Annotated in this window: 21 protein-coding genes; 13 read left to right on the top strand and 8 right to left on the bottom strand. The window is 64.5% G+C overall.

What is annotated here, in order from left to right; genetic code table 11:
• The first annotated feature begins 64 nt into the window (after positions 1 to 64).
• From JFY56_RS00590 to JFY56_RS00575, 4 genes are all read left to right on the top strand, one after another.
• Positions 65 to 970 (top strand): LysR family transcriptional regulator, encoded by a 906-nt coding sequence (locus JFY56_RS00590; RefSeq protein WP_208311548.1) that lies wholly within the window; start codon positions 65 to 67, stop codon positions 968 to 970.
• 272 nt (positions 971 to 1,242) lie between these two features.
• On the top strand, positions 1,243 to 1,770 hold the full coding sequence (locus tag JFY56_RS00585) for a hypothetical protein (RefSeq protein WP_208311547.1): 528 nt from the start codon (positions 1,243 to 1,245) through the stop codon (positions 1,768 to 1,770).
• 548 nt (positions 1,771 to 2,318) lie between these two features.
• Positions 2,319 to 2,798: a VOC family protein gene (locus JFY56_RS00580; protein ID WP_208311546.1), complete on the top strand. Its 480-nt coding sequence runs from the start codon at positions 2,319 to 2,321 to the stop codon at positions 2,796 to 2,798.
• A gap of 81 nt (positions 2,799 to 2,879) precedes the next feature.
• Positions 2,880 to 3,476, top strand: coding sequence for a P-loop NTPase family protein (locus JFY56_RS00575; protein WP_236032377.1), 597 nt, complete (start codon positions 2,880 to 2,882; stop codon positions 3,474 to 3,476).
• A gap of 15 nt (positions 3,477 to 3,491) precedes the next feature.
• Here JFY56_RS00575 and JFY56_RS00570 read toward each other — a convergent pair whose 3' ends face one another.
• Entirely contained in the window at positions 3,492 to 4,520 is a 1,029-nt protein-coding gene (locus tag JFY56_RS00570; protein WP_208311545.1) for an alpha/beta hydrolase, read from the bottom strand.
• A gap of 171 nt (positions 4,521 to 4,691) precedes the next feature.
• On the opposite strand from JFY56_RS00570, the gene JFY56_RS00565 reads away from it, so the two are divergent.
• The 3 genes from JFY56_RS00565 (at position 4,692) to JFY56_RS00555 (ending at position 7,399) form a co-directional block, all read left to right on the top strand.
• A complete protein-coding gene (locus JFY56_RS00565) occupies positions 4,692 to 5,588 on the top strand; it encodes a LysR family transcriptional regulator (RefSeq protein ID WP_208311544.1) in 897 nt (298 codons plus the stop codon).
• Positions 5,589 to 5,705: 117 nt separating this feature from the next.
• The gene (locus JFY56_RS00560; RefSeq protein WP_236032376.1) at positions 5,706 to 6,914 is read left to right on the top strand and encodes an MFS transporter; all 1,209 of its coding nucleotides are present in this window, start codon (positions 5,706 to 5,708) and stop codon (positions 6,912 to 6,914) included.
• Entirely contained in the window at positions 6,905 to 7,399 is a 495-nt protein-coding gene (locus JFY56_RS00555) for a cyclophilin-like fold protein (protein ID WP_236032375.1), read from the top strand. Before JFY56_RS00560 ends, JFY56_RS00555 begins: the two co-directional genes overlap by 10 nt.
• A gap of 98 nt (positions 7,400 to 7,497) precedes the next feature.
• Here the strand turns inward: JFY56_RS00555 and JFY56_RS00550 are convergent, their stop codons facing one another.
• The 3 genes from JFY56_RS00550 to JFY56_RS00540 are packed head-to-tail and all read right to left on the bottom strand — an operon-like array spanning position 7,498 to position 9,443.
• Positions 7,498 to 8,472 (bottom strand): NADP-dependent oxidoreductase, encoded by a 975-nt coding sequence (locus JFY56_RS00550; RefSeq protein ID WP_208311543.1) that lies wholly within the window; start codon positions 8,470 to 8,472, stop codon positions 7,498 to 7,500.
• 43 nt (positions 8,473 to 8,515) lie between these two features.
• The gene (locus JFY56_RS00545) at positions 8,516 to 9,112 is read right to left on the bottom strand and encodes a Dabb family protein (RefSeq protein WP_208311542.1); all 597 of its coding nucleotides are present in this window, start codon (positions 9,110 to 9,112) and stop codon (positions 8,516 to 8,518) included.
• The gene (locus tag JFY56_RS00540; RefSeq protein ID WP_208311541.1) at positions 9,102 to 9,443 is read right to left on the bottom strand and encodes a hypothetical protein; all 342 of its coding nucleotides are present in this window, start codon (positions 9,441 to 9,443) and stop codon (positions 9,102 to 9,104) included. The genes JFY56_RS00545 and JFY56_RS00540 overlap by 11 nt, the downstream gene beginning before the upstream one ends.
• Before the next feature lie 107 nt (positions 9,444 to 9,550).
• On the opposite strand from JFY56_RS00540, the gene JFY56_RS00535 reads away from it, so the two are divergent.
• From JFY56_RS00535 to JFY56_RS00520, 4 genes are all read left to right on the top strand, one after another.
• Positions 9,551 to 10,558 carry an AraC family transcriptional regulator gene (locus JFY56_RS00535; RefSeq protein ID WP_208311540.1) on the top strand — a complete coding sequence of 336 codons (1,008 nt, stop codon included), beginning with the start codon at positions 9,551 to 9,553 and terminating at the stop codon, positions 10,556 to 10,558.
• 80 nt (positions 10,559 to 10,638) lie between these two features.
• Positions 10,639 to 11,514 carry an SDR family NAD(P)-dependent oxidoreductase gene (locus JFY56_RS00530; protein ID WP_208311539.1) on the top strand — a complete coding sequence of 292 codons (876 nt, stop codon included), beginning with the start codon at positions 10,639 to 10,641 and terminating at the stop codon, positions 11,512 to 11,514.
• Between the two features lie 149 nt (positions 11,515 to 11,663).
• Complete coding sequence (locus JFY56_RS00525) at positions 11,664 to 12,407, top strand: class I SAM-dependent DNA methyltransferase (RefSeq protein WP_208311538.1); 744 nt, start codon at positions 11,664 to 11,666, stop codon at positions 12,405 to 12,407.
• Between the two features lie 230 nt (positions 12,408 to 12,637).
• Positions 12,638 to 12,880 (top strand): DUF7660 family protein, encoded by a 243-nt coding sequence (locus JFY56_RS00520; RefSeq protein ID WP_208311537.1) that lies wholly within the window; start codon positions 12,638 to 12,640, stop codon positions 12,878 to 12,880.
• 350 nt (positions 12,881 to 13,230) lie between these two features.
• Here JFY56_RS00520 and JFY56_RS00515 read toward each other — a convergent pair whose 3' ends face one another.
• Together JFY56_RS00515 and JFY56_RS00510 are read right to left on the bottom strand one after the other, a co-directional pair.
• Complete coding sequence (locus JFY56_RS00515) at positions 13,231 to 13,677, bottom strand: TonB-dependent receptor domain-containing protein (RefSeq protein WP_208311536.1); 447 nt, start codon at positions 13,675 to 13,677, stop codon at positions 13,231 to 13,233.
• An 83-nt stretch (positions 13,678 to 13,760) separates the two neighbouring features.
• Positions 13,761 to 14,420: a glutathione S-transferase family protein gene (locus JFY56_RS00510; RefSeq protein WP_208311535.1), complete on the bottom strand. Its 660-nt coding sequence runs from the start codon at positions 14,418 to 14,420 to the stop codon at positions 13,761 to 13,763.
• 279 nt (positions 14,421 to 14,699) lie between these two features.
• Here JFY56_RS00510 and JFY56_RS00505 point away from each other — a divergent pair, with 279 nt between their 5' ends.
• The gene (locus JFY56_RS00505) at positions 14,700 to 15,455 is read left to right on the top strand and encodes an SDR family oxidoreductase (protein WP_208311534.1); all 756 of its coding nucleotides are present in this window, start codon (positions 14,700 to 14,702) and stop codon (positions 15,453 to 15,455) included.
• A gap of 29 nt (positions 15,456 to 15,484) precedes the next feature.
• Positions 15,485 to 15,895 (top strand): cupin domain-containing protein, encoded by a 411-nt coding sequence (locus JFY56_RS00500; RefSeq protein ID WP_208311533.1) that lies wholly within the window; start codon positions 15,485 to 15,487, stop codon positions 15,893 to 15,895.
• Positions 15,896 to 16,062: 167 nt separating this feature from the next.
• Here JFY56_RS00500 and JFY56_RS00495 read toward each other — a convergent pair whose 3' ends face one another.
• Positions 16,063 to 18,069 carry a peptidase U32 family protein gene (locus tag JFY56_RS00495; RefSeq protein ID WP_208311532.1) on the bottom strand — a complete coding sequence of 669 codons (2,007 nt, stop codon included), beginning with the start codon at positions 18,067 to 18,069 and terminating at the stop codon, positions 16,063 to 16,065.
• Positions 18,070 to 18,185: 116 nt separating this feature from the next.
• Positions 18,186 to 18,461, bottom strand: coding sequence for a metal/formaldehyde-sensitive transcriptional repressor (locus JFY56_RS00490; protein ID WP_208311531.1), 276 nt, complete (start codon positions 18,459 to 18,461; stop codon positions 18,186 to 18,188).
• Positions 18,462 to 18,497 lie beyond the last annotated feature (36 nt).

Genomic DNA, 18,497 nt, shown 5'->3' with positions numbered 1-18,497 from the left:
CGACCCGCATACGGATTATCATGGGTATGAATATTCCTACAGACCTGCCCATGCGAGAGGTTTCATGGATATCCGGGATCTGGACCTGAACCTGCTGGTGGTCTTCAACCAGTTGCTCGTCGACCGACGCGTATCGACCGCGGCGGACAACCTCGGCCTGACCCAGCCGGCCGTCAGCAACGCCCTCAAGCGCCTGCGCGGCGCCCTGCAGGACGACCTCTTCGTGCGCACCTACCAGGGCATGGAGCCGACACCCTATGCGGAGCAACTGGCCGAGCCAGTCTCGCTGGCGATCCACACCCTGCGCGAGGCCCTGAGCCGGCAGGACAGCTTCGACCCGGCAACCAGCGAGCGCACCTTCAGTATCGCCATGACCGACATCGGCGAAATCTACTTCACCCCGCGCCTGATGGACGCCCTCGCCCGCCTGGCGCCGAAATGCCGGATCAGCACGGTACGCAATACCTCGGTGACCCTGATCGAAGCCCTGCAGAACGGCACCGTCGACCTCGCCGTCGGCCTGCTGCCGCACCTGCAGGCCGGCTTCCACAAGCGCCGGCTGTTCCACCACCGCTACGTCTGCATGTGCCGCCGCAACCACCCGGCCACCCGCGAGCCGCTGACCCTGGAGCGTTTCTGCGCCTACGGTCATGTGCGGGTCATCTCCGCCAGCACCGGTCACGGCGAGGTGGACGCGCACATGGCGCGACTGGGCATCGAACGCGACATCCGCCTGGAAGTCCCGCACTTCGTCGCGGTCGGCCACATCCTCCAGCGAACCGACCTGCTGGCCACCGTCCCCGAACGCTTCGCCGACTCCTGCATCGAGCCCTTCGACCTGATCGCCCTACCCCACCCGGTCCAGTTGCCGGAGATCGACATCAACCTGTTCTGGCACGCGAAATATCACCGTGATCCGGCCAACCGATGGTTGAGGCAGTTGATGGTGGAGTTGTTTGCGGATGGGTGATTGGGCTTGGCTTGAGTGCGAGATTGGACCAGAGAAGCAAGCGGCAGAGAATAGCCAGGTGCTGCCGGTGGATGCTGGTGCAGATGAAGAATCGCGGGAATGCGGAGAGCAACTGGCGACTGGTCCTGGTGCCTCGGGAAATGGCAGCGGCGGCCTAGCTCAGGCAAGCGTTCGCGGTGGTCAGCGTCCCTCCAGGGACGCACCGAGCCTGGCTGGCGCACAATTGACTAGTATGCCACGATGGCGCCGCCCCGTGCCTCGGAGATCGTCACGTGCAGCAGCACACAAGCAGGTACAAGCCCACCATTGCCGCCCAGTTCTGCACCCTCGCGAACATGATCACGCATGGCTACGAGCTGTGCCCAAGCTGCATGTTCTTCTTCCGCGACGGGTACTGGTGGTTCGATCCCATCATGAATGACCGCGCGCGGTACTACGACCTGTGCCATGAGCTTGTCCACCAGTTGAAGCCCGAGGCGTACGCGATCATCTCGGGATCTGAGCCCATCGATGCGGTTACAGAGCAAGGTGCAGCCGGGAAACTGATTGCCGCGGTATCCCATGCCAATGGCGCAACAATGACCTTCGTTCGCTCCTACACGAAGTCGTCGAAGGGAGTGGTGCAGCTGACGGGTAAGATGCAGGAGTTCCCGGCGATCTTTCGTTCCTCGCCGACCTCAAGGATGTTCAGTGACCCGCCTCCCGCACTGGTGCCTGATGATCGTCGCGAGAGCTTCTTCGATGCCGTTCGTGGTGAAAGGGACCGAGACCTTCGGCGCTATACATCGCTGCTGGCTTGAGCGGTAACGTGTGAGAAAAGAGCTGTCCCCGGGATATTCCCCCATCTTGTAAAGCATACTTTTCCGAAAGCAATGCAAGGCTTTTCTGTGAGTATCATCTTTGGCCGATGCGTTGGTCATTTGGTTAGAGGGCTTCTTTGACTTTTGTATTTGCCTTCGCGGTCGGTTTTTTGGGGCTTGGCACATAGCACTTCGCCGTAGCCCTTACCGCAGAATCGTTGCATACGCACAGTCCAGTTCGGCACCTTTCAGTCGTCCGCTCCTAGCCGATTCCTGGCCGAATCGACAGGTAGGTAAGGGTCGATCTCTGCCTGTCGCGTCTCTGTCGCCTACCGGTTAGCGAGGCAGCCTGGAAACCTCCTGGTGGAAAATGCTTCGCAGTTTTCCACCCTACGCGGATGGTTGGAGTGGCGTAGGGTGGACAACGCTCTTTTGTCCACCATTCTTTGAACGGCAGCAACGGAGCGGGAAGCGACATGCTCTGTCCCCGCTCCAAGCCAGCTGCGTAGCTAGAATCCATGCATCAGTCCCAATCGTGGAGAACCAGGATGATCAGCAAAAACACGATATGTCTCTGGTATGACGGCACTGCGCTGGATGCTGCAACGTTCTACGCCGAGACGTTCCCGGATAGCGCCGTGGTCGCTGTCCATCGCGCGCCTGGCGATTATCCTGCGGGCAAGCAGGGCGATGTCCTGACAGTCGAGTTCACGGTGATGGGCATTCCTTGCCTTGGGCTCAACGGAGGGGCAACGTTCAAGCACAACGAGGCTTTCTCGTTCCAGGTTGCGACCGACGACCAGGCCGAGACGGACCGCTTGTGGAACGCGATTGTTGGAAACGGCGGCCAGGAAAGCGCATGCGGCTGGTGCAAGGACAAATGGGGCCTGTCGTGGCAGATCACGCCACGCGTATTGACGGCCGCGGTTACCGGTCCCGATCGAGCGGCGGCCAAGCGCGCGTTCGAAGCGATGATGGGCATGCAGAAGATCGATATCGCCGCGATCGAAGCCGCGTTGAAGGGTTAACCAGCGGTTAGGACCGATCGCCGTTGACAGGCCGGCGAAAATCCTCAAAATCGCCGCCCCTTTTCGCGACAGGAAGTCTCCATGCAACGGATTGTGATTCTGGGCAATGCCGGCAGCGGCAAATCCACCCTCGCTCGCGCCCTGGGCAAGTGCCTTGGCTTGCCGGTGGTGCATCTGGACGCGCTGTTCTGGAAACCCGGCTGGGTCGAGCCCGACGCTGAGCACTTCCGTGAACGGGTCCGCGATGCGGTTGCGACGGATGCCTGGGTCTGCGAAGGCAACTATGCCCGGCGCACCTTCGACCTGCGCCTGCCCCGCGCCGACCTGGTCATCTGGCTCGATACGCCGCGGCTGACCTGTTTACTGCGAGTGCTCATGCGTAGCGTCATGAACCGTCCTCGACCTGACCTTGCAGCGGGCTGCAGAGAGAATTTCGACCGGGAATTCCTGACTTTCCTGAAGTTCGTATGGCATTTCGATCGCGGTTACCGCCCGGGTATCGAGGCCGCGCGTCTGGCCACGGGGCCGCAAGTGCCCGTGGTGCACCTGCGCGGTACCCGGCAGGTTGCCGCCTTCCTCGATGGACTGCCCGAAGCATCTGAGCCATCGGCAGGCGACAAGATCGCCTCATCCTTCCCACGCGGGAGTGTGGGAAGGATGACGACCAGAAGAGAATGACAGCCCTTCGGCGGCTTACTTCAGGTTGTCCCGGAAGAACCGCGTCAGCTTGTCGAAGGGAATGAGCTCCACCCGGTCGTAGAGATCCACGTGCCCCGCCCCAGGAACGATGTAGAGCTCCTTCGGTTCGCCTGCAAGCCGGTAGGCCTCCTCGCTGAACTCCTTCGAGTGCGCCTCTTCCCCGGCGATGAACAGCATGGGGCGCGGCGAGATGGTCTCGATGTCGTTGAACGGGTAGAAGTTCATGAACTTGGCGTTGCTGCTCAGCGTCGGGTGCGTGGTCAGCTCCGGCGAGGAGCCGGCCGGGGTGAACTCGCCGCGCGGGGTGCGGTAGAAGTCGTAGAACTCGCGCTGGATCGGGTGTGTGTCGGCGGTCAGTTCATGCACCGTGCCGCTGGTGTACAGCGCCTTGCCACCGGTGAATTCCACGTAGCGCTGCTGCGCTGCCGCGGCGATCACCTGCTTGCGCTGCTCCAGCGTTTGCGAATGCCTGAGTCCATTGCGATTGGCCGCGCCCATGTCGTACATGCTGACGGTGGCGATCGCCTTCATGCGTGGGTCGATCTTCGCCGCACTGATGACGAAACTGCCGCTGCCACAGATGCCCAGCGCGCCGATCCGCTCGCGGTCGATGAAGGAGCGGGTGCCGAGGAAGTCCACCGCGGCGCTGAAATCCTCGGCATACAGGTCGGGCAGCACGGCATTGCGCGGCTGGCCCTCGCTCTCGCCCCAGAAGGACAGGTCCAGGGACAGGGTCACGAAGCCCTGGTCGGCCAGCTTCTGCGCGTACAGGTTGGCGCTCTGCTCCTTCACGGCGCCCATCGGATGGCCGACGACGATGGCAGGGCTCTTCCCGTTCGGGTCCAGGCCCTTGGGAACGAAGAGATTGCCCACCACATCCATCTGGTACTGATTCTTGAAGGTGACCTTCTGCACGGTCACCTTGTCGCTCTTGTAGAAATTGTCTGCACCCCTGGACATATCGGCTCCCATTGCGGCGAACGAACTGATCAGAAGTCCAAGCAACACGACGAGTCTTTTCATTGGATCTTCCCTTGCGGCTGGCGGGCGACGCGGCCCCTGTCTGGAGAAATCCCCTCCCCACCAGAGGCAGCGAAGGACTGGTCATATTTTCACCAAAGCGGGAGCCGCTGATTAGGTAATGAATGCTTAAAGCGGTTATAAATTCTGCTAATCAGTTCAATGGAGCGCAGCATGGCCCGGCACAACTTCAACGACCTCATGGCCTTCGTGGTGGTCGCGCGGGAAGGAAGTTTCACGCGGGCGGCGGCGCACCTGGGCGTCACCCAGTCGGCCGTCAGCCAAATTGTCTCCGGGCTGGAGGCGCGGCTGAAGATTCGCCTGCTGACGCGCACCACGCGCAGCGTCTCGCTGACCGCTGCCGGCGAGCGCCTGCTGGAGGCGATCGGTCAGCGCTTCGACGAAATCGAGTCCGAACTGGATGCGCTGACCGAACTACGCGACAAGCCGGCCGGAACGGTCCGCATCACCTGTGGCGATCACATCGTGAAGACGACGCTGCTGCCGAAACTGATGCCGTTGCTGCGGGAATACCCGGACATACGGCTCGAGTTCGATATCAACTACGGCTTCCGCGACATCGTCGCCGACCGCTTCGACGCGGGCGTGCGCTTTGGCGAAACCGTGGACCAGGACATGATCGCGATCCCCATTGGCCCGGACGTGCGCATGGCTGTGGTGGCGGCGCCCTCCTACTTCGCCGAGAACCCGATCCCCAGGACGCCGCGCGACCTGGTGGCGCACCGCTGCATCAATATCCGCTTCCCGACCTATGGCGGCGTGGATGCCTGGGAGTTCGAACGGCGGGGCAAGAAGCTGAAGGTGCGCGTGGATAGCCAACTGGTGTTCAACACCACCGTCCATGTCGCCGATGCCGCCGTCGGCGGCGTGGGCATTGCCTATCTGCCGGAAGAAGAGTTCGCCCCTCACCTCGCCGAGGGACGTCTGCTACGGGTGCTCGAAGACTGGTGCCCGCCCTTCGCCGGATATCACCTCTACTACCCGAGCCGGCGACAGCCCTCCCCGGCATTTTCTCTGGTGGTCGACGCGCTACGGGTGGAACGCCGGTAAAAGCGCCAGGCGCTGCCGTTTCGCCTGATTGATTAGCAGCTCTTATAGCCTCGTTAAGCATTGATTAGGTAGTCATGAGCCTCTTCCTGCGGGAGCATCCATCGCATGAAGAGATCCATGAAATCCCGCGCCCTTCACGAGACGCAACCCGCCTGCTGGAGCGGCGTCTTTGCCATGTCGCTATGCGTCTTCGCGCTGATCGCGTCCGAATTCATGCCGGTCAGCCTGCTGACACCGATGGCTGCGGACCTGCAGGTCACCGAAGGGATGGCGGGGCAAGGCATCGCAATCTCCGGCGCATTTGCGGTCCTGACCAGCCTGTCGATCTCCGCGCTCGCCGGCAGCATGAACCGCAAGACGCTGCTGCTGGCACTGACCGGGGTGATGGCCCTGTCCGGCGCCGTGGTCGCACTGGCGTCGAACTACCTGGCCTACATGATCGGCCGCGCCCTCATCGGCGTGGTCATCGGCGGCTTCTGGTCCATGTCGGCAGCGACGGCCATCCGGCTGGTGCCTGCCCACCAGGTGCCACGGGCCCTGGTGATCTTCAACGGCGGCAACGCGCTGGCCACCGTGGTGGCTGCGCCGCTGGGCAGCTATCTGGGTTCGGTCATTGGCTGGCGCGGCGCCTTCTTCTGCCTGGTGCCGGTGGCGGCGATCGCGTTCGCCTGGCAGTGGGCCAGTCTTCCGTCGATGACGGCCGATGATCGTTCGCCGGGCTCCGGCAATGTGCTCAAGCTGTTCGGGAGTCGGTCCGTGGCGCTGGGCATGGCCGCCTGCGGGGCTTTCTTCATGGGGCAGTTCGCCCTGTTTACCTACGTGCGGCCCTTCCTCGAAACGGTGACGCATGTCGGCATTTCCACGCTCTCGCTCATCCTGCTGGTCATCGGGGTGGCCGGCTTCATCGGCACTTTGCTGATCGGCACGCTCCTGGAGAAGGGCCTCTACCGAACGCTGATCACCCTTCCGCTGCTGATGGCGGCGATCGCCCTGGCGCTGATTCCCTTCGGCGCCTGGACCGCGGCCGTCGCGGTACTGCTGGGCCTTTGGGGCCTGGTGGCCACCGCGGCCCCGGTGGGTTGGTGGAGCTGGATCGCCCAGGCCATGCCCGGGAACGCCGAAGCCGGCGGCGGGATGATGGTGGCGGTGATCCAGTTGTCCATCGCCCTGGGCTCCACCCTTGGCGGCCTGCTGTTCGATGGCAGCGGCTACCGGAGCACCTTCGCGGTGAGCGCGGCCGTGCTGCTGCTCGCCGCCGTGCTGACCTTCCTGGCCTCACGCTCGCCAGCGCCACACGTGGAGCAAGGAGAAAAGCGATGCCCATGAGCAGCCGCCGAACTCGGGGCTTACGAACCTTGCGCGGCCTGAGTCTGCTGGTCGGCCTGCTCGTGCTGGGTTGTGGCGAAGCCGGCCAGCACGCCACGTCGGACTTGCCCGGCACGGCATCTGTAAAACCGGAGGAATCACGCATGTGGATGACCGTCGGCGAACACCGTTTCGCCATCACCCTGGCCGACAACGCCGCTGCACGCGCATTCGCCACGCTGCTGCCGCTGACACTGGACATGGCCGAACTCAACGGCAACGAAAAGCACGGCGACCTGCCCAAAACGCTGCCCACGAATGCCAGCCGGCCGGGAACGATCCGCAATGGCGATCTCATGCTGTATGGGTCGGACACGCTGGTCGTCTTCTACCTGACGTTCGACTCACCCTACTCGTACACCCGCCTCGGCCGCGTGGACGACCCCGCCGGTCTGGCCCTGGCGCTCGGTCGGCGCGGGGTACGCATTCTGTTTTCCAGGGACTAGTTTCCAATGGCTTTGGCTATGTGCAGCCGGTTGCTACTACGGCCTGGCTGGCCACCGGCTACAGAGGGAGCCGGGGCAGACCCAGACCACACATCAGTTCACTCGGCAACCTGCAAAACCTGCTTGCTGCGCGCCCTGCCCTGCTGCAGGCGTTCATGGGCCGTCGCGACTTCGGCCAGCGGCAACACTTCCAGGCGTGGTGGGCGCAAATCTCCGGACGCCAGCAGCTCGGCGATTTTCCCCAGGGTCGCGCCGCTGGGCATACGGCTGTAGGCGACTGCCGTACGCAGGCCGTTCTGCGCAGCTTCGAGATGGTTCGGCCCTGCATCGTCCGGCACCAGGGTGAGAATCGCGACCAGGATGCCGCCCTGGCGCAACAGGCCGAGCGCGTCGGGCAGGCTGCCGGAGCCGATGCAGTCGAGCACCAGGTCGACCCCTTCGGGCGCCCAGCGGCGCAATGCCGACGCGATGTCCTCGCTGCGATAGTCGATAGCCAGCTCGGCACCCAGATCACGCACACACGCCAGGTTGTCCGGGCCGCAGGTGGTGGCGACGGTCGCTCCGGCCCAGCGGGCGAGTTGAACGGCGAAGCCTCCGACCGCGCTGCCGCCGCCGTGGACCAGCACCTTCATCCCGGGTTGCAGTCCGCCCTCGTCGAACAATCCGGCCCAGGCCGCCAGGGCCGGCGTGGGGACGGCCGCAGCGGCGGCGAAGTCGAGGTTGGCCGGCATCTCCACGACGGATGTGCGCGAAACGCAGGCGTACTCGGCATAGGAGCCCCACTTCCCGGCGCCGACATCGCTCTGCGCGAACACCCGCGTCCCCACCGGCAGATCGTGCACGCCCTCGCCCACCGCGCTGACCGTCCCGGACAGGTCGAACCCCAGAACGAAGGGGAAGCGGTATTCGAAGAAGGCGCCCAGGTAGCCCTCCCGGCATTTCCAGTCGGCCGGATTGACCCCGGCGCAGGCCACTCGCACAAGCACTTCACCCGGTCCGGGCCGGGGGCATTCCAGGTCGGCCAGTTGCAGAACCTCGGTGCCTCCGAGGCGTTCCATTACCACTGCACGCATCTTCATTTCTCCATTGTTCGATTGCCGTCTATGCGGCATTCACTTATTGCGCCGCGGTCAGGATGCTTTCCGGCAGCGGGCAGTACGCATGGCAGATGGCCTCGACCGTCCACTCCGGGAAGGCCGGATCGAACCGGCGGTCGACCCAGCCCCAGTGATAGGGATGCAGCAGGTATTCGCCGTGCAGATCGCCCACCTCGGCGAACTCCTGCTGCCAGACATGAGTCCAGTCGCTGGCGGAAGTGACGCGGCAGAGTTGCCAGTTGCGGATGCCCGCCATGTAGTCGGGCATCGCCAGCAGTTCGCGCTCCAGCGCTTCCACCTGACCTGCCGGAACGTCCGCCCGTACCCGCAGCAGCAGCGTGCGCAGGACACCTCCGGATAGGCCCGGTGCGCGCTCGCCGCCACCTATGCGGACATGGCTGAGCCGGTCCACCCCCTCTATCCCCGGCAACGCTTGCAGACTGGCTGCGTCGTGCCCGCGCAGTTCGATGCTGAAGTCCCCCGCGCCCCAGCAACCGGGCAGATTGCGACCGGCGAAGGCACCCGGATGGGCCTGGCGCCAGCGCTCCAGGGCCAGTTCGAAGGTAGGCATGTCGGCATCCGCCGAGAGATAGACCTGTGCGACTTCAGACTGCATGAGCGACCTCTCCCGGCATCGGCAGCATTGTCCCGGCGTCAGTCAGGATGTGGCGCCGGCGGCTACTGCAGAAGCGGTCGACCTTTGGCCAGACTTCCGGCGTCGAGCCGGGGTTGCCGCGCATCCGGTAATACGCCATGACATCGGGCACCTGCCAGAGCAGCCAGAGCGTGGTGGCCACACCGGGCACCACCACCGGTGGCGAAACCCAGCGGTTCACGAGTTGAGGAACCGGTTCCGCACGGCCCGGCAGCAATTCTTCGTCGAGCAGCGCCAGGACGTGTTTCACGTCGCCCGCATCGAGAGTGAGTTCGTCAAGAAGGTGAATCATCGATCAGGACCTTTGCCAAATTCGATGGCTATCCTGCATGCTCGTGTCCGACCGGACCGCTACCCGATCGATCACCAAGCATCACCGAACCGCTCAGGCTGACTCGTATGCCCCATCGCTCCGAACCTGCACCCACCACCGGCCTCGGCACCCGCCTGCTGGATGAATTGCGCCGCAGCGGGGCTGACAACGCAGCAATGGCCGACGCGGCCGGGCACCTGTCGGCCGGGGCATTCGCCGCCCTGTATCGTTCGGCCATCGAACATCTGGAAGCCCAGGTCGCGCAGGGCGACGGCCATGCGCCGATGAGCAAGCGCGAGGCGGACCTGCTCTGCCGTTGCGTGCTGAGTTGCCGGATGCTGGCCGACGCCATCCACTGTGCCGCCGACTTCTGCGCGATGCTGCACCCGCGCGCCGGGGCGCTGAGCCTTTCCATGGACGGGAATGCCGCTGTGTTTCGCATGGACTCGCTGCGTCGGCGGCACAGCCCGGCGGCCTGCCTGGTCGATGTCACCGGGCTGCTGTTCTACCAGCGCCTGTTCGCCTGGCTGATCCGCGAACCCATACGCCCGCAGCGGAACTTCCTCGGCCATCCGAACCGCGAAGACGCCATCCCCTTCCTCAGCCTGTTCGACTGCCCAGTGGAGGTCGGCCAGCAGGCCTATGGTTTCGTTTTCGACGCCGAACTGCTGCAGCGCCCGGTGCGCCGCCGGCCGGCGGAGCTGGAAGCCTTCCTGGTGGACTTCCCGTTCCGCCTGGCCTCTGGCGAACCGGCCTCGAACGTGCCGCTGGCGCAGCAGGTACGCAGCTTCATCGATGCCTCCCTCGCACGGCAGGCGCCCCTGCCGACCCAACGGGAGCTCAGCGCCGCCCTGTCCATCAGCGTGGCCACGCTGCGCCGGCGACTTCACGCCGAAGGCAGCAGCTATCGCAGCCTGCGTGAAGCCTGCCTGCTGGAAGCGGCGAAGCATTACCTGCAGAGCACCGAGTGGCCCATCGAACGGGTGGCCGGGCACCTGGGGTTCAGCAACGCTGCCGCGATGCGTCGCGCCATGGTTCGGCTGACGGGCCATCCGCCAAGCCACTACCGAAACGCCAATCGAGCGATCCGGTAGCGCTGCCTGAGTGAGCGGATGCCGGCCGCTGGAGGCCGGCATTCGCACAATCGGTTCATCCAACCCAGAGGAGATGAACCATGCACCATCCCCGTACCCCCAAGCTTGCCGGCAAGGTCGCACTGGTGACCGGTGCCAGTCGCGGCATCGGCCGTGCCATCGCCCAGCGTCTTGCCGCCGAAGGCGCCACCGTGGTGGTCGCGGCGCGCAGCCTGGAGCACTCGGCGAACATGAGCGGGACCCTGGCCGAAACCGTGGCCCTGATCGAGCAGGCCGGCGGCCGTGCGATCCCGCTCGCGGCGGACCTGTGCAACGCGGCCGAGCGCGATGCCCTGCCGGCCCGCGCCGCGCAGGTAGCCGGCGGACTGGATATCCTGGTGAACAATGCCGGAGTGGCGGACTACAGCCGCGTAGAAGACATGCCACTGGAGGTATACGAACGCACGCTGGACCACTACCTGCGCATTCCCTTTGCGCTGTGCAAGGCCTCGATACCGCTGATGCGCCAGCGCGGCGCCGGCTGGATAGTCAACCTCGGCTCGGTCACTGCCCTTCCACCGCTCAAGCCCTACGACGACTTCGCGCGGGCAGGCGGCATCAGCGTCTACGCCGCGGCCAAGGCGGCACTGGCGCGCTTTACCCAGGGACCGGCGGCCGAACTGGAAGCCGACGACATCGCGGTCAATCTGGTTGCGCCAAGCACCGCGATCCTCACACCGGGTGCCGCCCGCTACATCCCGGACGACTACCCGACCGAGCGGGTGGAGTACCTGGCCGAGACGGCCCTGGCGCTTTGTCACCTGCCCGCCAGCGAGCGCACCGGACTGCTCACCCACAGCCTGCACTTCCCGCTCTCTGCCGGGCTGACGGTCCATTCGCTGGACGGGCGCGACATCCTGCCGGCGCCGGTCCTACCGCCCTATGCGCATCCGGGCATCGAGGCTGTGTCGGGCTGACAATGGCACTCCTGGAGGCGCTGGATAGCGCATTGGACTATGCGCTGATCCACGCCTCCAATACGCATATCCGGACCTCTTTGGCGGGGAGCGCTCGGGGGTGAGGTACCATGCTGCGCCGAAACCTCCGTCGAACCCTCTGGCTGCCTATGTCCTCCAACGCGCTGTACACCGACCTGTCCATCTACTACGACCTGATGTGCGCCGACATCGACTACCGGGCGCAGAGCCACAGCGTGCACCGGCTGCACCAGCTATTCGGCAATCAGGGGCGCAGGCACCTGGATCTCGCCTGTGGCACCGGGCCGCACGTGCGCCATTTCCTCGACTTCGGCTACCGCAGTGCCGGCCTGGACATCAATCAGCCGATGCTGGATATCGCCCAGCTGCGCTGCCCCGAGGCACAGTTCAGTCGACAGGACATGGCGGACTTCCGAGTGGGCGAGCCGGTTGATCTGATCACCTGCTTCCTCTACTCGATCCACTACAACGCCGGGCTGGAGCAACTGCGGGCGTGCCTGGCCAGCGTGCACGGCGCGCTTGAGGATGACGGCGTGTTCTGCTTCAACACGGTGGACAAGCGGCAGATCGACAACCGCTCATTTGTGCGCCATACCGTGGAGCACGAGGGCAGCCACTTCACCTTCGGTTCCGGCTGGCACTACAGCGGCGAGGGCGAGCGGCAGGCGCTGCGCCTCAGCATCGAGAAGACCACGGCGGGGGTGACCCAGGCCTGGCAGGACGAACACGCGATGGTCGCCCTGAGCTTCACCGAGCTGCAGCAGCTGTTGCAGCCGCACTTCGAGGTGCACGTCTTCGAGCATGACTACGAACGGATCACTCCCTGGGGCGGCCAGTCCGGGAATGCACTGTTTGTCTGCGTGAAGCGCTAAGAACCTGCCTACGATCTATTGATCGTCGGCCGTGCTGCATTGCAACGCAGGAACAGCTGCAAGCTGGCTAATCAGGCTCTTGAGCAGCCAATTGCAACGAAACTGACCATTGATTGCATCGGCGTTGACCAATGTCCGCTTTCGGCCAATAGCGGACATCGGGCTCTGGTTGAGAGAAACTAACCCACCGCGAATGACGCGCGGCCCCTGCTCAACTTGCGGAGAACAATGTGGAGCTTCATGAACAATTGGACGAGGTCAACGATTCCGCGACCTTTCTGAGATTTGCTCGGGCACTCGCGGCGGACAAGGCCACTGGCAATGGCTGGGAAAACACCACGATAGAAGCCTTTCTGGATGGAGCTATCTCATGGGCGGAAGATAGCGACTTCGGCCTGAGCCAAGGGCTTACGCCGTCCAATCCTTGGCAGCAGTTCGCTGTATTTCTGTACTGCGGCAAGATCTACGAGTAAGCGATCTCACCCTGAACGGCTCAGATACTCAGGGATGCATGACGCCTGCGCATGTCCGATTCGGGTCGACTTCTGCCCGTCACGACCGGCAGAGAGCGGCCAGAAGCCGCCCTTTAGGTGTGTCTAGAGAATCAGGGCCGATTCAGCGAGGTAGCCTGGAAACCTCCTGGTTGAAAATGCTTCGCAGTTTTCCACCCTACGCAGATGGTTGGAGTGGCGTAGGGTGGACAACGCTCTTTTGTCCACCATTCTTTGAACGGCAGCAATGGGTCGGTTGCAGCCGCTCACGACAGTCTGCAACCGGCCAGAAGCGGCGTTCGTCATGAGGCGACAAGAGCCGCTATCCTGCGTCAGAACTTGCTGCGCACGGTTAGCACGAAGTTCCTGGGTTCACCGTAGAAGTTGCCGTTGGCCGAGGTGCCCACGGTCTGGTAGTAGCGTTTGTCGAACAGGTTGTTGAGGTTCAGCGTGGTCGACCAGTTCTCATCGATGAGGTAGTCGATGCTGGAATTCCAGATGGCGTAGCCGGCCTGGGTGAACTTGTAGTCCTCGGTCGGGCCGGTGTAGCTCTGGGTCGCCGGATCGAAAGTGGCGACCGTGCCGCTGCGATAGTTGGCGCTCTGCGCGGTGACGCCGGCACCGACCTTCCATTTCTCCAGCTCGCCCGGCAGGCGATAGGTGGCCCACAGCTTGAACAGGTGCTTGGGGGTGACGCCGCTGTAGATGGCCCGGGTCGCGTCGTCCTTGCTGTCGACCGTGTGGTTGTAGGTGTAGCCGGCGAAAAGGTTCAGCTTCATGAGTTTCAGGTCTTTGAATGCCAAGGGTCAGGTCCGCATCCGGCCCAGGCTGCTGGCGAAAGCGCCGGCCGTGCCCTACCGACTCAGTCCCGGTCGGGCGATCCGAGCGGAAAGAGCGGGCGGTAAGGACGGGCTTCGTCGACGGCCCGGGCGAACGAGGGGTGGGCCAGCAGGCGCGTGCGATAGGCCCGGAGCACCGGGTAGGCGTCGGAGATGCGGTGCGTCCAGTCGGCGTAGAAAAGCGACGGCGCCGCCGCGCAGTCGGCGAGGGTGAAGTCTTCGCCCGCTGCCCACGACCTGCCGGCCAGATGCCCTTCGAGCCAGGCGTAGGCGAGTTCGAGTTTCTCCACAGCGGTCGCGAGGGCGTCCTGGCGTTTCGTCGCGTCGCCGGTCAGCGCCCCGCCCACCGCATGCTGCATCGGGCTCATCACGTGGAGGTCGAAGAAGCGATCGAGGAAGCGTACGTCCAGGGCCACCATCGGTTCGGCGGGCAGCAAGCGCACGGGGCCACCGTGCGCCAGTTGCAGGTACTCGATGATGACGCTCGACTCGGCGACGCTGCGCTGCCCGTCGAGCAGCAGCGGGAACTTGCCCAGCGGCCACAGCCGCAACCAGTCCGCCGCGTGCTGCGGTGTGTCCGGCCCAAGGCAGCGGAATTCGAACGGCGTAGCGTTCTCGTACAGCGCGATGAGGACTTTTTGCGTGTACGAAGAGAAGGGATGACCGTAGAGCGCGAGCGACATGGCGGGACCACCTGTTCCGGGCTGTTCGTGTCAGCTTCAGCCTAGACGCGGATGACCTGGGCGCGCAGCCGCCCGACCGCCCGCATGGCCGAAATCCAACGATCAATGTCCTTTGCGGGATCAGCGTACCGGCCTAACGTGACAGTCGACGCAGCAGCGCTGGCTACCGGCCCGACGTAGCGCCTGCCACCCGCTCGACCGCACGCTCCTGCCAGCCGGCCGGGCGCATGTCCCAAGCCGCGGGAAATTCCTGCGGCGCCCACCCATGGGGAGGCACACATGAAGATCGTCGTAATCGGTGGAACCGGCCTGATCGGCACCCAGCTCTGCAACAACCTGCGCGAACGGGGACACGAAGTTCTCGCCGCCTCGCCGAATACCGGCGTCAACAGCGTCACCGGCGAAGGCCTGCGGGAAGCGCTGGAAGGCGCCGATGTGGTCGTCGACGTGGCGAACTCGCCGTCGTTCGAAGACGCCGCTGCGCTGGAGTTCTTCGAGAAATCCGGGCGCAACATCTTCGCCGCGGAGAAGGCCGCCGGGGTCAGGCACCACGTCGCCCTTTCTGTCGTGGGCACCGAGCGGATGCTCGAAAGCGGTTACTTTCGGGCCAAGATGGCCCAGGAGAAGCTGATCGAGGAAGCGGGCGTGCCCTACTCCATCCTGCGGGCCACGCAGTTCTTCGAATTCATCGGTGCCATTGCCCACTCCGGCGCCGAGGGCGACACCGTGCGCCTGACCACGGCCGCACTGCAGCCGATCGCTTCGGCGGACGTCGCGGCGGCGCTGGCGAAGATCGCCGAGGGCAGTCCCACCAACCAGATCACCGAAGTCGCCGGGCCTGACCGGGAGCCGCTCGTCTCGTTCGTCAGGACGTTCCTTGAGTTCAACGGAGACCGGCGGGAGGTGATCGCGGATGACCAGGCCACCTACTTCGGCGCGCGGATCGATGACCAGTCGCTGACCCCTGGCGCAGATCCGATCCTCGGGGCGATCCATTTCGACAACTGGCTCAAGAGTGGCGCGGCGAAGCGCTAGCCGGCTGGCCACGAAACAGGAGAGCTCACATGCGAATCCATCATCTGCCCGCCCTGCTGGCCCTGTCGTGCTGCGGGGGCGTCATGGCCGGGGACAAGCCAACCGCCGCGCCACCACCGGTCGTCGAGACCGTGATGGTCCAGGCGCTCCCCGAGTACCCGGGGAAGGAAGTGCTGATGATCACGGTCGAGTATCCACCCGGCGGTGCCGACCCGGTCCATCGCCACGACGCGCACGGCTTCATCTATGTGCTCGAAGGCTCGATCGTCATGGGGGTGAAGGGCGGCAAGGAGGTCACCCTGATGCCGGGGCAAAGCTTCCATGAGGGCCCGAACGACATCCACACGGTCGGACGCAACGCCAGCCAGGAAAAGCCCGCCAGGTTCCTGGTCTTCCTGCTCAAGGATGCGAACAAGCCGCCGGTGATTCCAGTCGATTGAGGCGGCATACACCGTAGGTTGGCGCTGAGCGCAGCGAAGCCCAACATTTGCCGGGCAGCCACACCGTTGGGCTTCGTACCTCAGCCCAACCTACGTGGAGTGAAGCCCAACATCGGCCCGGCATTGGCACGTTGGGCTTCGCAAGCTCAGTGCCAACCTACGCGAGCTTAGCGGCGGTGGCGGATGGTCTTCACCAGGTCTTCCGGGCTGATCTGGCCGACGATCTGCTTCACCGCGCTCTCGGCGCTGCCCGGCTGCGGCAGGTCGAGGATGTGGCCCTTCATCTTGCCGATCACATGCATCTCGCACGGCTTGCAGTCGAACTTCAGGGTCAGCACTTCGTCGCCATGCACCAGCTGCATCGGTGCGACCTTGGTGCGCACGCCGGTGACGCCCTTGGCCTGCTTCGGGCAGAGGTTGAAGGAGAAACGCAGGCAGTGCTTGGTGATCATCACCGGCACCTCGCCGGCTTCCTCGTGGGCCTCGTAGGCCGCGTCGATCAGTTGCACGCCATAGCGGTGGTAGAAGTCGCGCGCCTTCTGGTTGTAGACGTTGTAGAGGAAGGACAGGTGCGATTCCGGATAGACCGGTGGCGGCACGCTGACCGCCTTGCGTCCGCCGCGCGGATGGGCGGCCACGCGCGCCGCGGTGAGCGCCTCGATGGCCTCGCGGCGCAGCGACTTCAATTGCGAATTGGGGATAAAGAACGCCTGCGGCGCATCCAGCTCGACGCCCTCGGCGTGGTAGATGGTGGTGCCCAGTTGGCCGAGCAGGTCGCGCAGTTGCTCCAGCGCCTGTTCGGGTTTGTTCGCCGCGCCGAAGGGACCGTCCAGGCCGACGGTGGCGCTTACGCCCTCCTCGCTGGAGGCGGTCAGCTCCAGACGCTCTTCGCGCAGGCGCGCCTGCCAGCTCAGGCCGATGCGGCGCTCGGCGGAGGTCTTCTGCAGCGCCTGCTGCCAGTTGTGGTCGAGGTTGCGGCTGAGCGGATGGTTCGGACGCAGGCGGTACAGGCCGGCCGGCATCTCGTTCGGCTCCACGCGGTAACGCCAGCGCGGCTCGCCCTCCTCCTCGAACTGCTCCTGCAGCTCGGCGACGTTGGCGCGGAAGCCGACCACCTCGCGCTTGACCAGCACGTTGAGGCCATCGCCGTTGCTCAGCGGCTCATGGGTGACGGCGATGAAGTCGCGCTTGCCGACCTTGAGCACTTCGCCCACCGGCAGACCGGTGAAGGTCGGCGAGTCGAACGCGCCGATGTCGACCTTGCGCTCGTTGACGAAGTAGTCGGTGCTGCCGCGGTGGAAGGTCTTGTCCGGGTCCGGCACGAAGAAGTGATCGGTGCGACCGCTGGAGGCGCGGGCCAGGTCCGGGCGCTCAAGAAGGATTCCGTCCAGCAGTTGGCGATAGTAGGCGGTGATGTTCTTCACATAGCCCACATCCTTGTAGCGCCCCTCGATCTTGAACGAACGCACGCCGGCATCCACCAGGGCGCGCAGGTTGGCGCTCTGGTTGTTGTCCTTCATCGACAGCAGGTGCTTCTCGAAGGCCACCACCCTGCCCTGATCGTCCTTCAGGGTGTACGGCAGGCGGCAGGCCTGCGAGCAGTCGCCACGGTTGGCGCTGCGGCCGGTCTGCGCGTGGGAGATGTTGCACTGCCCGGAGAAGGCCACGCACAGCGCGCCATGGATGAAGAATTCGATGGCCGCGTCGGTCGCATCGGCGATGGCGCGGATTTCCTGCAGGTTCAGCTCGCGGGCCAGCACCAGCTGGGAGAAGCCGGCCTGGTCAAGGAACTTCGCCCGGCCGAGGGTACGGATATCGGTCTGCGTGCTGGCATGCAGTTCGATGGGCGGGATATCCAGTTCGAGGACGCCCATGTCCTGGATGATCAGCGCATCCACGCCGGCGTCGTACAGCTCGTGGATCAGCTTGCGCGCCGGCTCCAGCTCGTCGTCGTGCAGGATGGTGTTGATGGTGGTGAACACCCGCGCATGGTAGCGATGGGCGAATTCCACCAGTTGGGCGATATCCGCCACCTCGTTGCAGGCATTGTGCCGCGCCCCGAAGCTCGGACCGCCGATGTACACGGCATCGGCCCCATGCAGGATGGCCTCGCGGGCGATGCTGGTGTCGCGGGCGGGGCTGAGGAGTTCGAGGTGATGCTTGGGTAGGGACATGGCGGACGCTTCGGCACGGTGCAAAGCGCGCATTGTAGCGACCAAACGCCGCGCCGGCACCCGTGGGGCGCCGGGTGGCGGCTGACGGACATACTCCCGGGGGTATGCCCGCTCGTCTATTTCAGATAGGAGCGCAGCAGCGAGGATATCTGGTCAACCTCTTCCAGGCGCTCCTCGGCCGTAAGCCCCTCGGCGGCCAGATGCTCGCGGATGTGCCCTTCCATCACTTCCGCCATCAACCCGTTCACGGCGCCTCTGACGGCGGCGATCTGTTGAAGGATTGCCAGGCAGTCCCGCCCCTCCTCCAGGGCGGTCTCCAGGGCCGTCGCCTGTCCCCGGATCCTCCGGACGCGAGCCAGCAACTGCCGCTTGTTCTTGATGGTATGCGTCATCTCGCCTCAATTACCGAATATATACTGGGGTATAGT

The organism is Pseudomonas schmalbachii (assembly GCF_017589465.1).
Classification (GTDB): Bacteria; Pseudomonadota; Gammaproteobacteria; order Pseudomonadales; family Pseudomonadaceae; genus Pseudomonas; species Pseudomonas schmalbachii.
Note: the sequence above shows the minus strand (reverse complement) of the source record. Positions and strands in the feature narration are given on the sequence as shown.

Coding starts and splice junctions, on each gene's coding strand:
- JFY56_RS00580 (WP_208311546.1), top strand. CDS start 2,319: ATGATCAGCAAAAACACGATATGTCTCTGGTATGACGGCACTGCGCTG.
- JFY56_RS00570 (WP_208311545.1), bottom strand. CDS start 4,520: ATGAAAAGACTCGTCGTGTTGCTTGGACTTCTGATCAGTTCGTTCGCC.
- JFY56_RS00495 (WP_208311532.1), bottom strand. CDS start 18,069: ATGTCCCTACCCAAGCATCACCTCGAACTCCTCAGCCCCGCCCGCGAC.
- JFY56_RS00490 (WP_208311531.1), bottom strand. CDS start 18,461: ATGACGCATACCATCAAGAACAAGCGGCAGTTGCTGGCTCGCGTCCGG.
- JFY56_RS00575 (WP_236032377.1), top strand. CDS start 2,880: ATGCAACGGATTGTGATTCTGGGCAATGCCGGCAGCGGCAAATCCACC.
- JFY56_RS00545 (WP_208311542.1), bottom strand. CDS start 9,112: ATGCAGTCTGAAGTCGCACAGGTCTATCTCTCGGCGGATGCCGACATG.
- JFY56_RS00510 (WP_208311535.1), bottom strand. CDS start 14,420: ATGTCGCTCGCGCTCTACGGTCATCCCTTCTCTTCGTACACGCAAAAA.
- JFY56_RS00590 (WP_208311548.1), top strand. CDS start 65: ATGGATATCCGGGATCTGGACCTGAACCTGCTGGTGGTCTTCAACCAG.
- JFY56_RS00550 (WP_208311543.1), bottom strand. CDS start 8,472: ATGCGTGCAGTGGTAATGGAACGCCTCGGAGGCACCGAGGTTCTGCAA.
- JFY56_RS00560 (WP_236032376.1), top strand. CDS start 5,706: ATGAAATCCCGCGCCCTTCACGAGACGCAACCCGCCTGCTGGAGCGGC.
- JFY56_RS00555 (WP_236032375.1), top strand. CDS start 6,905: ATGCCCATGAGCAGCCGCCGAACTCGGGGCTTACGAACCTTGCGCGGC.
- JFY56_RS00535 (WP_208311540.1), top strand. CDS start 9,551: ATGCCCCATCGCTCCGAACCTGCACCCACCACCGGCCTCGGCACCCGC.
- JFY56_RS00515 (WP_208311536.1), bottom strand. CDS start 13,677: ATGAAGCTGAACCTTTTCGCCGGCTACACCTACAACCACACGGTCGAC.
- JFY56_RS00505 (WP_208311534.1), top strand. CDS start 14,700: ATGAAGATCGTCGTAATCGGTGGAACCGGCCTGATCGGCACCCAGCTC.
- JFY56_RS00540 (WP_208311541.1), bottom strand. CDS start 9,443: ATGATTCACCTTCTTGACGAACTCACTCTCGATGCGGGCGACGTGAAA.
- JFY56_RS00500 (WP_208311533.1), top strand. CDS start 15,485: ATGCGAATCCATCATCTGCCCGCCCTGCTGGCCCTGTCGTGCTGCGGG.
- JFY56_RS00525 (WP_208311538.1), top strand. CDS start 11,664: ATGTCCTCCAACGCGCTGTACACCGACCTGTCCATCTACTACGACCTG.
- JFY56_RS00565 (WP_208311544.1), top strand. CDS start 4,692: ATGGCCCGGCACAACTTCAACGACCTCATGGCCTTCGTGGTGGTCGCG.
- JFY56_RS00530 (WP_208311539.1), top strand. CDS start 10,639: ATGCACCATCCCCGTACCCCCAAGCTTGCCGGCAAGGTCGCACTGGTG.